The organism is Micromonospora sp. NPDC047527 (assembly GCF_040643015.1).
Taxonomy (GTDB): domain Bacteria; phylum Actinomycetota; class Actinomycetes; order Mycobacteriales; family Micromonosporaceae; genus Micromonospora.
The window spans coordinates 81,820-96,843 of record NZ_JBEYTK010000011.1; the positions used below are offsets into that span (position 1 = coordinate 81,820).

General features: G+C 70.8%; 11 protein-coding genes. 4 read left to right on the forward strand and 7 right to left on the reverse strand.

The genetic code is table 11. The features are described from left to right. The first annotated feature begins 15 nt into the window (after positions 1 to 15). Together ABZ808_RS29020 and ABZ808_RS29025 are read left to right on the forward strand one after the other, a co-directional pair. The gene (locus ABZ808_RS29020; protein WP_357012513.1) at positions 16 to 924 is read left to right on the forward strand and encodes a sugar ABC transporter permease; all 909 of its coding nucleotides are present in this window, start codon (positions 16 to 18) and stop codon (positions 922 to 924) included. Further along, positions 924 to 1,850: a carbohydrate ABC transporter permease gene (locus ABZ808_RS29025; RefSeq protein WP_357012514.1), complete on the forward strand. Its 927-nt coding sequence runs from the start codon at positions 924 to 926 to the stop codon at positions 1,848 to 1,850. Before ABZ808_RS29020 ends, ABZ808_RS29025 begins: the two co-directional genes overlap by 1 nt. Before the next feature lie 4 nt (positions 1,851 to 1,854). Here the strand turns inward: ABZ808_RS29025 and ABZ808_RS29030 are convergent, their stop codons facing one another. Continuing rightward, positions 1,855 to 3,552, reverse strand: a complete 1,698-nt coding sequence (locus tag ABZ808_RS29030) for an ABC transporter ATP-binding protein (RefSeq protein WP_357012591.1) — start codon at positions 3,550 to 3,552, stop codon at positions 1,855 to 1,857. 50 nt (positions 3,553 to 3,602) lie between these two features. Continuing rightward, complete coding sequence (locus ABZ808_RS29035) at positions 3,603 to 5,339, reverse strand: ABC transporter ATP-binding protein (protein ID WP_357012592.1); 1,737 nt, start codon at positions 5,337 to 5,339, stop codon at positions 3,603 to 3,605. Positions 5,340 to 5,474: 135 nt separating this feature from the next. On the opposite strand from ABZ808_RS29035, the gene ABZ808_RS29040 reads away from it, so the two are divergent. Then, positions 5,475 to 7,184 carry a bifunctional 3'-5' exonuclease/DNA polymerase gene (locus ABZ808_RS29040; RefSeq protein WP_357012516.1) on the forward strand — a complete coding sequence of 570 codons (1,710 nt, stop codon included), beginning with the start codon at positions 5,475 to 5,477 and terminating at the stop codon, positions 7,182 to 7,184. Between the two features lie 170 nt (positions 7,185 to 7,354). After that, positions 7,355 to 7,948 carry a nucleotidyltransferase family protein gene (locus ABZ808_RS29045; protein WP_357012594.1) on the forward strand — a complete coding sequence of 198 codons (594 nt, stop codon included), beginning with the start codon at positions 7,355 to 7,357 and terminating at the stop codon, positions 7,946 to 7,948. 184 nt (positions 7,949 to 8,132) lie between these two features. Here ABZ808_RS29045 and ABZ808_RS29050 read toward each other — a convergent pair whose 3' ends face one another. From ABZ808_RS29050 to ABZ808_RS29070, 5 genes are all read right to left on the reverse strand, one after another. Continuing rightward, on the reverse strand, positions 8,133 to 9,542 hold the full coding sequence (locus ABZ808_RS29050) for a GH1 family beta-glucosidase (RefSeq protein WP_357012517.1): 1,410 nt from the start codon (positions 9,540 to 9,542) through the stop codon (positions 8,133 to 8,135). Continuing rightward, positions 9,539 to 11,779: an alpha-xylosidase gene (gene yicI, locus ABZ808_RS29055; protein WP_357012519.1), complete on the reverse strand. Its 2,241-nt coding sequence runs from the start codon at positions 11,777 to 11,779 to the stop codon at positions 9,539 to 9,541. Before yicI ends, ABZ808_RS29050 begins: the two co-directional genes overlap by 4 nt. Next, positions 11,776 to 12,663, reverse strand: coding sequence for a carbohydrate ABC transporter permease (locus ABZ808_RS29060; protein ID WP_357012520.1), 888 nt, complete (start codon positions 12,661 to 12,663; stop codon positions 11,776 to 11,778). The genes yicI and ABZ808_RS29060 overlap by 4 nt, the downstream gene beginning before the upstream one ends. Before the next feature lies 1 nt (position 12,664). Then, on the reverse strand, positions 12,665 to 13,627 hold the full coding sequence (locus tag ABZ808_RS29065) for a sugar ABC transporter permease (protein WP_357012522.1): 963 nt from the start codon (positions 13,625 to 13,627) through the stop codon (positions 12,665 to 12,667). Between the two features lie 67 nt (positions 13,628 to 13,694). After that, positions 13,695 to 14,999 (reverse strand): extracellular solute-binding protein, encoded by a 1,305-nt coding sequence (locus ABZ808_RS29070; RefSeq protein ID WP_357012523.1) that lies wholly within the window; start codon positions 14,997 to 14,999, stop codon positions 13,695 to 13,697. Between the last annotated feature and the right edge of the window lie 25 nt (positions 15,000 to 15,024).

Consider the following 15,024-nt stretch of genomic DNA (forward strand, 5'->3'; position numbering starts at 1 on the left):
ATCGGAGCTAGGGTCATGCGGCACGGCAAGTATCCATTCGTGATCGGGTTCCTGTTCGCCCCGGTCACGCTGTACGTGGTCTTCGTCATCGCGCCGTACGCGCAGGCGTTCCAGATCTCGATGACCAACTGGCGGGGGCTGTCGGCCCCGCAGTGGGTGGGCTTCGACAACTATCGGAGGCTGCTCGACGACGGCAGCTTCCTGAAGGCGGTCCAACACCACGGCGTACTGCTGCTTGCCCTGCCGCTGATCACCATCGCCATCGCGCTGTTCTTCGCCTTCCTGCTCAACGTGGGAGGCAAGAGCAGCGGCGGGCAACGCCAGGGGGTCTGGGGGTCGAAGTTCTACCGGGTGGTGTTCTTCTTCCCCCAGGTCCTGGCGGTGGCCATCATCGCGGTGCTGTTCCAGATGGTGTACCGGCCCAACGAGTCCGGCCTGATCAACGGCGTGCTGATGGAGTTCGGCCTGGAACCGATCCTCTTCCTCGTCCAGCCGAACCTGGCCCTCTGGTCGATCATCGCGGTGCTGGTGTGGCAGGCCGTCGGCTTCTACGTGGTGCTGTTCTCGGCCGGGATGGCCTCCATCCCGGGCGAGATCTACGAGGCCGCCGAGATGGACGGCGCGAGCAAGGTGACCCTGTTCTTCCGGGTCACCCTGCCGCTGCTCTGGGACACCCTCCAGGTGGCCTGGGTCTACCTGGGCATCGCGGCGTTCGACGCGTTCGCCATCGTCGCGGTGCTCTCGGTGGACAGTGGCGGCCCGGACGGCGCCACCACCGTCCTGGCCATGGAGATCTACCGCAACGCGTTCGTCTACTCGAAGTACGGCTACGCCTCCGCGATGGGCGTGGCGCTGTTCTTCCTCACCATCACGTTCGCGGCGCTGACGCTGCGGCTCACCAAGCGGGAAAGCGTGGAGTACTGATGAACCCGCAGTCGACGCTGCCGCCGACACCGGCGGCGCTACCGCCGAAGACCGGCGACCCGGACGCGACCGGCCGGCGGGGCAAGGGCCCCCGCTCGGAGGTACGGTTCCTGGCCGGTATGGGGCACATCGCGCTCGCCGTCTGGGCGGTGATCGTGATCGTGCCGATCCTCTGGACGTTCCTCGCCGCGTTCAAGAACACCAGCGAGATCTTCAGCAGCCCGTGGACGCTCCCCGCGGAGCTGCGCTGGGAGAACTTCGGTCGAGCCTGGACCAAGGCGAACGTCGGCCGGTACTTCCTCAACAGTGTCATCGTCGTCGGCTTCAGCACGTTCGGCACCATGCTGCTCGGCTCGATGGCGGCCTACGTGCTGGCCCGGTACAAGTTCTGGGGCAACCGGGCGATCTACTACCTGTTCGTGTCCGGGCTGGCGTTCCCGGTCTTCCTGGCCCTGGTGCCGCTCTTCTTCGTGGTGCGCAACCTGGGCCTGCTGGACACCCACACCGGCGTGGTGCTTGTCTACATCGCCTACTCGTTGCCGTTCACGGTGTTCTTCCTGGCCGCGTTCTTCAAGACGCTGCCGTCGTCGGTCGCCGAGGCCGGCATGATCGACGGCTGCGGGCACACCCGGCTGTTCTTCCAGGTGATGATGCCGATGGCGAAGCCCGGCCTGATCAGCGTGGCGATCTTCAACATCATCGGCCAGTGGGCGCAGTACCAGCTTCCCCTGGTGCTGCTGTCGAACGCCAAGGACAAGTGGGTGCTCACCCAGGGCATCGCCGACATCTCGGTCAACGCCGGCTACGAGGCGGACTGGTCCGGGCTGTTCGCCGCGCTGACCATCGCCATCCTCCCGATGATCATCGTGTACGCGGTGTTCCAGCGGCAGATCCAGGCCGGCCTCACCTCCGGCGCCGTCAAGTAGTCGGTCACCTCGGGCGCTCGTCGGCCTGGCTGTGCCAGGAGTGCCAGAGCCCCGCGTACGCCCCGTCGGCAGCCACGAGGTCGTCGTGGCTGCCGATCTCGGTGATCCGCCCGTCCGCCAGGACGGCGACCCGGTCGGCGTCGTGCGCGGTGTTGAGCCGGTGGGCGATCGCGATGACGGTCCGCCCGACGAGCACGGCGGCCAGCGCCCGCTCGGTACGACGGGCGGTGGTCGGATCGAGGGCTGCGGTCGCCTCGTCGAGGATCAGCGTGTGCGGGTCGGCGAGCACCAGCCGGGCCAGCGCCAGCTGCTGGGCCTCGGCGGCACCGAGTTGCAGGGCACCGTCGCCGAGCTGAGTGTCCAGGTCGTCGGGCAGCCCCGCGTACCAGTCGGCGCCCACGGTGCCCAGCGCGGCGCGCATCTGCTCGTCGGAGGCGTCCGGCGCGGCGAAGGCGAGGTTGTCGCGCACCGAGCCGATGAAGACGTGGTGCTCTTGGGTGACCAGGGCGATCCGGCGACGCCGCTCGGCGGGGTCGAGGTCGGTGACGGGGCAACCGCCGATGCTGACGACACCCTGACGCGGAGCGTCGATCCCGGCCAGCAGCCGGGCCAGCGTCGACTTGCCGGCACCCGACGGACCGACCACGGCCAGCCGCTCACCGGGCTGCACCTCCAGGTCGATGCCGTGCAGCACGTCCTGCCCGCTGGTGTAGGAGAACCGCGCCCCACGCACCACGAGCCGCTCACCCCGCGACGTGGCCGTCGTGCCGGAGGGCTCCGGCGGGACCAGGCCGACGCCGAGCACCCGGGCGTACGACGCGAAGCCGCGCTGCGCCTGCTCCGTCCACTGCAACAGCCGGTCCAGCGGGTCGATCGCCTGTTGCAGGTAGAGCGCGGCGGCGACCACCGCGCCGAGCGAGACCATGTCCCGGGTGAGCAGGTAGCCGCCGACGAGCAGGACCATGGCGATCGGCAGCGGATAGCTGGCCTCCACGACCGAGAAGAACACCGTGCGCAGCGCGAGGGTCGCCCGCCGGGCGCGCCACACCAGGGCGATGCGGCCAGTGCCGTGCCCGATCCGGTCGTCGGTCAGCCGCAGCGCCTCCACCGTGCGGGCCCCCTCGGCGGTGGTGGTCAGCGTCTCGGTCAACTCGGCCGACACCGCGCCCTCGGTGAGGTACGCGGCGCTGGCCCGACGCAGGTACCAGCGGGTCACCGCGATGATCGTCGGGAGCCCGGCCAGCGCTGCCAGGCCGAGCAGCGGATGCAGCAGGAACACCGCCCCGAACAGCAACGTCAACTGCACCGAGGCGATGACGATGACGGGCACCACGTCCCGGACGGTGGTCCCGACGGTCGCGACGTCGACCGAACTGCGGGTGGCCAGGTCCCCGGAGCCGGCGCGCTCGACGACCGACACCGGCAGCCGGAGAGTCCGGGAGACGAACTCCTCGCGCAGTTCGGCGACGGCCCGCTCACCGAAGCGGTGGCCGGCGTACTGGGCGTATCGGGCGAGCAACGCGCTGACCAGGACGCAGCCGGCGATGGCCAGCGCCAGCCTGTCCACCGTGGCCACACCCGCGCCGGCGGTGACCTGGTCGATGATGGTGCCCAGCAGCCACGGCGGGGCGAGCCCGGCGACCGCGGCGGCGCTGTGCAGCGCCAGCACGAGGCCGACCGCCCGCCGGTGTCGGCTGATCATGTCCCGCAACGCCCGGCGTACGGTGCCGCGGTCGGCCACCGGCAGCCGGCTCACCGGTACGCCTCCTCGGTGTCGGCGGGCTGATCGAGGTCGGTGTCCTCGCTGCCCCGCGCCACCAGGTGCCGGTAGCCGGCGTCCTGGTCGAGCAGCTCGGTGTGGCTGCCGGTGGCGGTGATCCGGCCGGCGCTCAGATGCGCGACCAGGTCGGCCCGGCCGAGCAGCAGCGGCGACGTGGCGATCACCACCGTGGTCCGCCCGGCCCGTGCGGCACGCAGTCGCTCGGCGATCCGCGCCTCGGTGTGCGCGTCCACCGCCGACGTCGGGTCGACGAGGATCAGCACCTCCGGCTCGGTGTGGAGCGCCCGGGCCAGGCGTACCCGTTGGCGCTGACCCCCGGAGAGCGTCCGGCCTCGGGCGTCGATCGGGGTGTCCAGCCGGGCGGGCAGGGCGTCGACGACATCCTCGGCCGAGGCGGCCCGCAGCGCCGATCCGATCCGGTCGTCGTCCGCGTCGGCGCCGCGCAGGATGTCCCGCAGAGTTCCGGCGAAGAGGTACGAGTCGTGGTCGGCCACCAGGATCCGGGCCCGGACCTCGTCGAGGGCGATCCCGGTCAGCGGCACACCGCCCCAGGTGGTGTCGCTCACGACGTACCGGCCGAGCCGGTCGGCCAGGGCCACGGCCGCTGCCGGGTCGTCCGCCGCCACCCCGGTCAGCCGGCCGGCGCGCACGGTCAGGCCGGTCACCGGGTCGTGCAGGTCGGCGGGGCCGGTCGGTGCGGCCAGGGCGCCCGGCCGACGTGCGTCGGGCACGGAGCCCGGCCACCGACGGCCCGGGCCGCCGACATCGTCCGGGCTCAGGGTGAGCAGGTCGGCGATCCGGCGGGCGGCAACCCGACCCCGGATCAGTTGGTAACTGCCCTCCATCAGAAACCAGACCGGCACGATCAGGGTCGCCACGTAGCCGTAGACGGCGACCAGCTCACCGACCGTGACGTCACCGCTCACCGCCATCCGAGCCGTCAGCCACACCACCGTCGCCAGGAACAACCCGGGGATGGCGACGGTGGCCGCGTCGATCCAGCTGTTGACCGCCCCGACCCGGTAGCCCTCGACGCGTAGGTCCTGCGACTTGGCCGCGTACCGCCGGGCGAACAGGTCCCGGCCGCCCACGCCGGCGAGCACCCGCAGCCCGGCCACGATGTCACCGGATCGGGCGGTGAGCGCGCCCTGCTGCCCGCGGTAGATCGACTCCACACGTTCGAGGCGGCGCAGCAGTGGCCCGACGACCAGCCCGACCACCGGCACCCCCACCAGCACACAGAGCGCGAGCATCGGGGAGATCGACCAGAGCACCACGGCGATGACCCCGTACGCGACGATCGCGCCGACGCCGGGCCCGGTCAGCGTCAGCACCTCCGCCGTCCAGTTGATGTCGGAGCCGCCGACGGTGGCCACCTCGCCCGAGGCGACCCGGCGTGGCAGCGCGGCGCCGATCCGGGACAGGTGGCGCAGCAGGACCTCTGCCGAGCGGGCCTTGGCGTCCTCCCGGATGAACGTCATCGTGCGGTGCCGCATGGTGCCCACGAACGACAAGGCCATCCCTGCGACGACGATCGCCGCGACCCAGAGCGCCAGGGCCCGGGTGTCGCGGGCGCCCAGGCCGTCGTCGACGGCGCGGGCGATCAGGTAGGGCCGTGCCGACAGCCCGACCATCCAGACCGTCCCGAGCAGGCTGCCGCGCAGCACCCGCCCGGGTTGGCACCGGATCAGCCACCACAGGTAGCGCATCGGCCCCCTGGTGTCCGGAATGCCGGGATCGGAATGCGGGATCTGTGGGGGCACCAGGCCACGCTACCGAGCCCTCCCACGATCCACTGACCCGTTTCGTCCGCGCCGGCCCGTTCCGTCGGATGGGCGCCGCCGATGTCAGAGGGGCGAGGCAGAATCACATCCGTGCTGGTGGCGGTGGTGTCCGATGAGCGGGGCGGCGGCGAGCTGCGCCCGTTGGATGCCGCCGGCAGGCCGACCGGCCCGACCGAGATCGTCACCGACCTCGCCGCGGCCATGGCCGCGCGAGAGGCCGCCGGGCGTCCGCGCTGGGTCTGGTCGGCCGCCGGTGCGGTCTACCCCGCGCTGCTGCGCGCGGGGGTGCGCGTCGAGCGCTGCCACGATGTGGAGCTGACCGAGGCGCTGCTGCTCGGGCACGCCGGCCGCTGGGGCGAGCCTCGGTCGCTGGCCGCCGCCTGGGCCCGGTTGACCGGCGCGGTGGTGCCGCCCGACCCGCCGCCGCGCGCCGCCGCGCCGCCCGGGCACGGCCAGGGCGCGCTCTTCGACACGCTGCCCGGCCCGCCGGGCCCGGGCATCGAGGCACTGATCCAGGTGTACGCCGACCAGCTCGCCCGCATCGCCACCGCCGAGCATCCGGGCCGGTTCCGGTTGCTGGTGGCCGCCGAGTCGGCCGGTGCGCTGATCGCGGCGGAGATGGGCGTCGCCGGGCTGCCCTGGCGGGGCGAGGTGCACGACGAGATCCTCGCCGGGCTGCTGGGCGAGCCGTCCCCGGTCGGCGGTCCGCCGCGCCGGCTGGCCGAGTTGGCCAGTCGGATCGCCGACGCGTTCGGCGTCCGGCAGTTGCACGCCGACTCGCCGGCCGAGTTGTTGAAGGCGTTTGCCCGCGTCGGGGTGGAGCTGCCCAACACCCGGGCGTGGGTGCTGCGCGGGGTGGACCATCCGGCGGTGCCACTGGTGCTGGAATACAAGGAGCTGTACAGGATCTGGACGGCGCACGGCTGGTCGTGGCGTGAGCAGTGGGTCCGCGACGGCCGGTTCCAGCCGGAGTACGTCCCGGGTGGCGTCGTCTCCGGCCGCTGGGCCACCCGGGGTGGGGGCGCGTTGCAGATCCCCAAGGTGATCCGCCGGGCGGTGGTGGCCGATCCGGGCTGGCGGTTGGTGGTCGCCGACGCCGGCCAGTTGGAGCCTCGCGTGCTCGCGGCGGTCTCCGGCGACGCGCGGCTGGCGGCGGCGGGCGGTGCCGGCGACCTCTACGCGGCGCTGGCCCGCGACTCGTTCGGCGGCGACCGCGCCCGGGCCAAGGTGGCCCTGCTCGGCGCGATGTACGGGCAGACCGGCGGTGCGGCGCTGCCCGCGCTGGCGGTGTTGAAGCACAGCTACCCGACGGCGTTCGGTTACGTCGAGGCGGCGGCGCGCACCGGTGAGGCCGGTGGGTTGGTGCGCTCGTGGCTGGGGCGTACGTGCCCGCCCGGCTCTCTCGGGTTCGGTGACCCGGACGAGGGGCCGGTCGATCCGGACGGCGCGGCCGACCGGCAGAGCCCGCGGGCGCGTGCCGCGCGGTCGCGGGGGCGGTTCACCCGCAACTTCGTCATCCAGGCCACCGCCGCGGAGTGGGCGTCCACCCTGCTGGCCACGCTGCGCACCGCGCTGGCCAGCACCGACGCCGAGCTGGTCTTCTTCCAGCACGACGAGGTGGTCGTGCACTGCCCGGCGGGGCAGGCCGAGGCGGTCGCGGCGGCGGTGCAGCGCAGCGGTGAGCGGGCCACGGCGCTGCTGTTCGGCGACACCCCGGTGCGATTTCCGCTGGATCTGTCCATCGTCGACTGCTACGCCGACGCGGCCTGACCGGTGGCCCGTCCGTTCCCGGAGATGCCGGACGTGTAACGGTTGCGCTATTTCTCCTTTTCGCCCCGCCACCCTCGGCCAGCGGTCCTCGTTGCAGTGTCCGTAGGAGGGGCCGACCGGTCACGGTCGGTCCCGTGCTTGAGGGGGCGCAGCTGAACCGGATCGCAGGAATGATCATCGCCGCCGGTGGTGGCCGCCGCATCGGCGGTCCCGAGGCGCTGCTGCACCAGGGGGAGAAGCCCCTGGTCAACCAGATGATCGACACGATGACCGAGGCGGGCTGCGAGCAGATCGTGGTCGTGTTGGGTGCCGCCGCCGAGCAGGTTCGACAGACCGCCGACCTGGCCAAGGCCACCGTCGTGATCAACAAGGCGTGGGGCACCGGGGTCGGCTCGTCCATCCGGGCCGGGCTGGCCGCCATGGACGACGAGGGAATCGAGGCGGTGGTGGTGGTTCCGGTCGACATGCCGGGCCTGACCTCCGCCGCGGTGCGGCGGGTGTCCGCGCTGCCGTACCCGGACGTGCTGGTCTGCGCCACCTACGACGGGCTGCGCGGTTACCCCATGCTGTTCGGCCGCCGGCACTGGCCCGGCATCGCCACTCTGGCCAGCGCCGACGTGGGTGCCCGGCCGTACCTGCTGGCGCACAAGGACCAGATCGTCGACATCGCCTGCGACTCGGTGGCCGACGGCAGTCGGGTCGACACCCCGGAGCTGATGGCGCTCTACGGCCTGACCGTCCCGCCGCAGCGCGTCGGCGTCTAGTCAGCGGGCTCGGCAGCCCGGCAAGCCGCAGCGGTGACGCGTGACGTCGGGGGAGGGGTGGGCACCTACCCTTCGCCTCCGCCCATCCCTGCCGACGGCCGAGAAGGCCGGTAGGGGTGGCAGCAGGCGCGCCGCCGGCTGCCCGGCACTACGGCAGGGCAGCCGGCGGCGCGTCGTGGTGCGGTTACTCCGAAGCCTGGTCCAGCTCACCGGTCGCGGCGAGCCGCCGGTACCAGTGGGCGCTGTCCTTCCAGGTGCGCTCCTGCGTGTCGTAGTCGACGCGGATGATCCCGAAGCGGCGGTCGTAGCCGTAGCCCCACTCGAAGTTGTCCAGCAGCGACCAGACGAAGTAGCCGCGCAGGTCGGCACCCTGTGCGCGGGCATCGGCCATCGCCGCCACGTGCCGACGGATGTAGTCGATCCGCCGGTCGTCGTGGATCCGGCCGTCGGCTGACACCACGTCGTCGAAGGCCGCGCCGTTCTCGGTGATCATCATCGGCTGGTTCGGGTACTCGCGGTGCAGGCGCAGCAGCAGTTCGGTCAGCGCGGGCGGGTCGATGTTCCAACCCATCGCCGTGTACGGGCCGGGCTGCGGCAGGAAGTCGACGTCGTCGGCACCGACCCACGGCGAGTGCGCCGAGGCACCGTGCCCGTCCGCGTCGGACCGGGGCGAGACCCCGTCCCAGGCACGGACCAGGGTGCTGGAGTAGTAGTTGACCCCGAGCACGTCCAGCGGCACCGCGATCAGCTTCTCGTCGCCGTCGTGGACGAACGACCAGTCGGTGACCGGCGCGGTGTCGGCGAGCAGGTCGGCCGGGTACGCCCCGTCCAGCATCGGGCCGAGGAACGCCCGGTTGGCCAGCCCGTCGATCCGCCGCACCGCGTCCCGGTCCGCGTCCGAGTCGGACGCCCCGCGCACGACGTGCAGGTTCAGCGTCACCGACAGCTCAGCCGCCGGGGCCAGCTCCCGGACCACCCGCCCGGCCAGGCCGTGCGCCAGGTTGAGGTGGTGCACCGCGGCCAGCGCCGCCGCCGGCTCGGTACGCCCCGGCGCGTGCACCCCGGAGGCGTAACCCAGGTACGCCGAGCACCACGGCTCGTTCAGCGTGGTCCAGGTGTGCACCCGGTCGCCGAGCGCGGCGACGATCCCGGACGCGTACTCCTCGAAGCGCAGCGCGGTTTCCCGCACCGGCCAGCCGCCGGCGTCCTCCAACTCCTGTGGCAGGTCCCAGTGGTACATGGTGGCCACCGGGCGGATGCCGCGCTCCAGCAGCCCGTCGACCAGCCGGGAGTAGAAGTCCAGGCCGGCCTGGTTGAACCGCCCGGAGCCGCCCGGCTGCACCCGCGGCCAGGAGATCGAGAACCGGTACGCGTCGAGCCCGAGGTCGGCGATGTGCCCGAGGTCGTCGGCCCACCGGTGGTAGTGGTCGGCGGCCACGTCGCCGGTGTCGCCGTTCAGCGTCCGCCCCGGGGTGTGACTGTAGGTGTCCCAGATGGACGGCCCGCGCCCGTCCTCGGTGGCCGCGCCCTCGATCTGGTACGCCGCCGTCGCCGAACCCCAGACGAAACTCTCCGGGAATGTACGTTCCGTCATCGCCCCACCACCTCCGTACCGGCCACCACGCAGTCGTACGCCGACGAGGCGCCCGCCACCAACTCGGCGGTGGCCACCCCGTCGCGGAAGCTCACCTCGAACTCCGCGCCGGGGCCGTCCCCGGGTGCCGGTATCCGTACCCGTTGGCGTTGCCCCTGCGCCGGTGTGTAGAGCCGCAACTGCACGCCGTCCGCCCATTCGTAGTCGGGCCGGTCGGAGCGTGCCCCGAACGGGATGACCGCGCCCGGACGGGCGAGCACCGGCACGCTGTCGAACTCGTGCTTCTCGGTGACCCAGGCCGGGCCTGTGACCTGCGCGCCGGTGACCAGGTGCGTCCACGTGCCGGCGGGCACATAGTAGGTGACCTGACCGTCGGCGCTGAGCACCGGCGCGACCAGCACGTCGGAGCCGAGCATGTACTGCCGGTCCAACTGCGCTGCGGCGGGGTCGTCCGGGAACTCCAGGATCATCGGGCGCATCATGGGAATTCCGTCGCGGTGCGCCTCCTGCGCGGCGGCCGCCAGGTACGGCATCAGGCTGAGCTTGAGCCGGGTGAAGTGCCGCAGCACGTCCACGGCCTCCTCGTCGTACGCCCACGGCACCCGGTACGAGCCGGAGCCGTGCAGCCGGGAGTGCGACGAGAGCAGCCCGAAGGCGATCCACCGCTTGAACACGGCCGGGTCGGGGGTGCCCTCGAAACCGCCGATGTCATGGCTCCAGTAGCCGAAACCGGACGCCGCCAGGGACAGCCCGCCGCGCAGCGACTCGGCCATCGCCACGAACGTCGACTCGCAGTCGCCGCCCCAGTGCACCGGGAACTGCTGCCCGCCGGTGGTCGCCGAGCGGGCGAACACCACCGCCTCGCCCTTGCCGCGCTCGGCCTCAAGCAGTTCGAAGACCGCCTTGTTGTAGAGGTAGGAGTAGTAGTTGTGCATCCGCTGCGGGTCCGAGCCGTCGTGCCACACCACGTCGGTCGGGATGCGCTCACCGAAGTCGGTCTTGAAGCAGTCGACGCCCATGTCCAGCAGGACCTTGAGTTTGCCGGTGAACCACCGAACCGCGTCCGGGTTGGTGAAGTCGACAAGCGCCATGCCGGCCTGCCACTTGTCCCACTGCCACACCGAGCCGTCGGGGTTGCGGACCAGGTAGCCGGCCTGGCGCCCCTCCTCGAAGAGGTACGAACGCTGCGCGATGTACGGGTTGATCCAGACGCAGACCTTCAGGTCACGCTCGTGCAGCCGGCGCAGCATCCCCTCCGGGTCGGGGAACGTCGCCGGGTCCCAGACGAAGTCGACCCAGTGGAACTGGCGCATCCAGAAGCAGTCGAAGTGGAACACCGACAGCGGCAGACCCCGCTCGGCCATCCCGTCGACGAACTCGGTGACCGTCTTCTCGTCGTACGAGGTGGTGAACGACGTCGACAGCCACAGCCCGTACGACCAGGCGGGAACCCGGGCCGGTCGGCCGGTCAGCGCGGTGTAGCGGCGCAGCACGTCCTTCGGGGTGGGCCCGTCGATGACGTAGTAGGTGAGGGACTGGCCCTCCACGCTGAACTGCGTCTGCGTGACGACCTCCGAGCCGACCTCGAACGACACGTGCTCCGGGTGGTCCACGAAGACCCCGTAGCCGGCGCTGCTGAGATAGAACGGCACGTTCTTGTACGCCTGCTCGCTGGCCGTGCCACCGTCGGCGTTCCAGATGTCGACGGTCTGACCGTTCTTGACGAACGGGCCGAACCGCTCGCCCAGCCCGTACACCGTCTCGCCGACGCCGAGCGCGAGACGGTCGTGCACGTGCCGGCGGCCCTCGCCGTCGGTGACGATGCCGACGCTGCGCGCGGTGGACGCGGTGACCAGTCGGTCGCCGTGCAGGAACTCGACCCGCCAGCCGTCGATGAGCGCGACCCGGGCGGTCAACTCGCCGGTGGTGAGCGAGGCGGTGATCCCGGTGATGTCGACGGCGACCGGGAAGTCGTCGTCGGTGGTCAGACCGAAGTGCGGCTCGCGGGGCAGCCCACCGCTGTGGTGACCGATGGTTACCCCGACGATGCCGGGAGCGGGGGAGAAGAACCGGACCGTGACCACCGGCCGGTTGAGGGTGTCGCCCCGACCGGTGATCTGACCGGCCGGCGCGAAGACGGTGAAGCCACGGTCGTCCGGCTGCACGGATTCCACTGTGCCCGGGCGCAGGACGCTGACCCCCGGGCGCAGTTGCCAGTACCCGTCGGTGAACTTCACTTCTCGGCTCCTGCCGTGATGCCGCGCGCCAGAGTGCGCTGGAAGATGAGGAAGAAGAGGATGGCCGGCACCAGGCTGATCAACGCACCGGCGTTGGTCGTCGGGGCGTCCATCAGCCGGTCACCCTGCAACGACGCGATCGCGACCGGGATGGTCTGCGTCTGGTTGTCGATCAGCATGACCAGCGGGATGAGGAACTCGTTCCAGGTCCAGATGAAGAAGAAGATGAGCAGCACCGCGAGGGTGGGCCGCAGGTTGGGGAAGACCACCCGCCACAGCACCGTCCACTTGCCGGCGCCGTCCAGCGACGCGGCCTCCAGCAGCGAGCGCGGGAACGTGCCCAGCACCGAGGCGAGCAGGTACGTGCCGAACGCGCTCTGGATCACGGTGAAGATGATGATCACCGAGAGCTGGGTGTTGTAGAGGCCGACCTGCTTCGCCACGTAGTAGAGCGGGTAGATCAGCGCCTCCTGCGGAAGCATGTTCGCCAGCAGGAAGAGCCCCACGATCCAGAGCCGACCCCGAACCCGACCAATGCCCAGCGCGTACGCGTTGAGCAGGGAGACGGCGACGCCGAGCACCGCCACGGACCCGGCGATGAGCGTCGAGTTCCACAACTTCAGGGGGAAGTTAACCTCGGTCCAGTACGTCCGCAGGCCCCTGGTGTAGAACTCCGTCGGCCAGCTCAGCGGCCCGTTCGACGAGTAGTCCCCGGGCGACTTGAACGCGTTGAGCAGCATGAACAAGAACGGCACCAGCATGGCGAGCGCGGCGAGCGTGACCAGGACGAGCACGACCCAGCGGCCGACGCCGCGGTGGTGCCGATCCCGTACCGGCCGACGAGGCGCCGCCGATGCGGGGGTCGGAGTGAGCGTGACGGCCATGTCAGATCCCCCGGTCCCGGCGCTCGCTGCGGGCCTGCATCCAGATGAAGACCACAGCCACCACCACGATGATCAGTGTGAGCACGGTCGAGATCGCGGAGCCGTAGCCGACCTGGAGCTTCTTGAAGAAGGTGTAGTAGGCGAAGTAGGACGGCACATTCGTGGCGTTCTCCGGGCCGCCCCGGGTCAGGGCGAAGATCGGCCCGAACACCTTCAACGCGGCGATGGTGCAGGTCAGGGCCACCACGAACGTCTCCGGCCGGATCTGCGGCAGCGTGATGGCCCGGAACCGGTGCAGCCAGTTCGCGCCGTCGACCTCCGCTGCCTCGTACAGCTCGGGGTCGACCCGCTGCAACGCCGCCATGAAGACGACCACCGGGTAGCCGATCTGCACCCAGATCATCACCGCCATCACGGCCGGCAGCGCCGTGTCCGGGTCGCCGAGCCAGTCGTGTTGCAGCGCTCCCAGACCGACCGCGCCGAGCAGGCTGTTGAACGCGCCGTCGGGGCGCAGGATCCAGCCCCAGACGATGCCGGCCACCACGACGGGCAGCACCTGCGGGAGGTAGAACGCGGCCCGCAGGGCAGCGGCGGTGCGGGGCTTGAACCGGCGGCCGATGACGTCGAAGAGCACCGAGGCGAGCAGCAGCCCGAGCAGGGTGGGCACCACCACCATGGCGACGAGCATCCAGACGGTGTTGCGGAACGACGCCCAGAACACCTCGTCGTGCAGCAGTTGCCGGTAGTTGTCCAGCCCGATGAAGGTGGGGTCGCCAACCCCGGACCACTTGGTCAGCGACAGGTAACCGGTGCCGACCAGCGGCGCGCCGATGACCAGGACGAACAGCACCGCTCCGGGGAGCAGGTAGAGCCAGTACGCCGCATTGCGGCCGCGAGGAGCGCGGCGGGGTGCGGGAGGGGTTGGTGTCGCGGCCGGGGCGGCGACGGTCTCGGAGACTGCCATGGAAGATCCTTCCCGGTGGGGCGGGCGGACGCGCCGGTCGTACCGGTCGCGTCCGCCGCCCGCCGCGTCACTTGCCGGTGATCTCCTTGACGCCATCGGCGTACGGCTTGGCGATCGTGTCGAGCACCTGGTCGGGAGACTTCGACCCGTTGATCAGGGCCTGGAAGCCACCGACGAGCACGTCGTAGTAGCCGGGGACCGGCCAGTCCGGGTAGAACGCCAGGCCATCCTGCTTGCTCACCGTGTTGAAGTCCTCGATGAGCTTGCGGTCCTTCGCGTCGGTGATCTTCGCGGGGTCAGCGGCCACCGGTACGCCGCCGTTGTTGCCGATCAGGTCCTGGATCTCCGGACGCAGCGTGATGTCGATGAAGTCGTACGCCAGACTCTTGGCCTTGCTGCTCTCCGGGACCACCCACAGGTTGCCGGAGGAGCCGGCCTGCAGGGTGTTGCCGGGGAAGAGGAAGGTGTCCCAGTTGGCCTTCATCTCGGTCTTGAACCGGCCGTACCACCAGCTGCCCGAGACGATCATCGGGGTCTTGCCGCCGATGAACGCGGTGCCCATGTCCTCGGCCTTGAGGCTCGCCGAGTCCTTGGCGACGTAGCCCTTCTTCACCCAGTCGGCGAAGGTGTCCGCGCCGTACTTCAGCGGGTCGGCCTTGAAGTCGACGGGGTTCTTGTAGAGCTGGTAGTTGTCGACGAACGACCGGTCGGCCTTGGCCAGCGCCAACTGGTAGAAGAGCTGCCCGGCCGGGTACTCAGCGCCGGCCATGCCCAGCGGGGTGATGCCCTTGCCGACGAAGGTGTCCATCGCAGCGGTCATCTCGGCGAGGGTGGTCGGCACCTGCACGCCGTTCTGCTGGAACAGGTCCTTGTTGTAGTAGACCGTGACGTACTCGCCGTAGTTCGGCACACCGAACCAGTTGCCCGAGCCCATCACGCCCTTGTCGCTGTACCGGGCGGTGGTCTGGAGGCTGGGGCTGAGCTTGTCGGCCCAGCCGCGCTTGTCGGCCTCGGCGCTCAGGTCGGAGAGCAGGCCCTGGGAGGAGAGCAGGCCGGCCGTGGCGTTGCCCTTGTTGTACTCCATGATGTCCGGGCCCTCGGACGAGTTGATGATCATCCCGGCGTTCTGCTGGATCTGCTCGAACGCCTTGCGCTCGAAGCGCACCTCGACGCCCGGGTGCTCGGCCTTGAAGATCTCGATCGCCCGGTCCCAGGCGATGCCCATGGCGCTGTTGGCGCTCTCGTAGTGCCACAGCTTCAGGGTCTTGGCCCCGCTGTCGTCCCCACTGTCACCACCGCCGCAGGCGGCCACTGTGGTCGTCGCGGTCGCCGCCAGGGCGATTGCGGCGACGATCCGGCGGAATCGCTGCATTGCTATCCTCCTCGTTGAGTATCGA

Bases quoted from the DNA above. Each gene is read 5' to 3' on its own strand.
- ABZ808_RS29020 (WP_357012513.1), top strand. From the start codon at position 16: ATGCGGCACGGCAAGTATCCATTCGTGATCGGGTTCCTGTTCGCCCCG.
- ABZ808_RS29025 (WP_357012514.1), top strand. From the start codon at position 924: ATGAACCCGCAGTCGACGCTGCCGCCGACACCGGCGGCGCTACCGCCG.
- ABZ808_RS29030 (WP_357012591.1), bottom strand. From the start codon at position 3,552: ATGATCAGCCGACACCGGCGGGCGGTCGGCCTCGTGCTGGCGCTGCAC.
- ABZ808_RS29035 (WP_357012592.1), bottom strand. From the start codon at position 5,339: ATGCGCTACCTGTGGTGGCTGATCCGGTGCCAACCCGGGCGGGTGCTG.
- ABZ808_RS29040 (WP_357012516.1), top strand. From the start codon at position 5,475: ATGTCAGAGGGGCGAGGCAGAATCACATCCGTGCTGGTGGCGGTGGTG.
- ABZ808_RS29045 (WP_357012594.1), top strand. From the start codon at position 7,355: ATGATCATCGCCGCCGGTGGTGGCCGCCGCATCGGCGGTCCCGAGGCG.
- ABZ808_RS29050 (WP_357012517.1), bottom strand. From the start codon at position 9,542: ATGACGGAACGTACATTCCCGGAGAGTTTCGTCTGGGGTTCGGCGACG.
- ABZ808_RS29060 (WP_357012520.1), bottom strand. From the start codon at position 12,663: ATGGCCGTCACGCTCACTCCGACCCCCGCATCGGCGGCGCCTCGTCGG.
- ABZ808_RS29065 (WP_357012522.1), bottom strand. From the start codon at position 13,627: ATGGCAGTCTCCGAGACCGTCGCCGCCCCGGCCGCGACACCAACCCCT.
- ABZ808_RS29070 (WP_357012523.1), bottom strand. From the start codon at position 14,999: ATGCAGCGATTCCGCCGGATCGTCGCCGCAATCGCCCTGGCGGCGACC.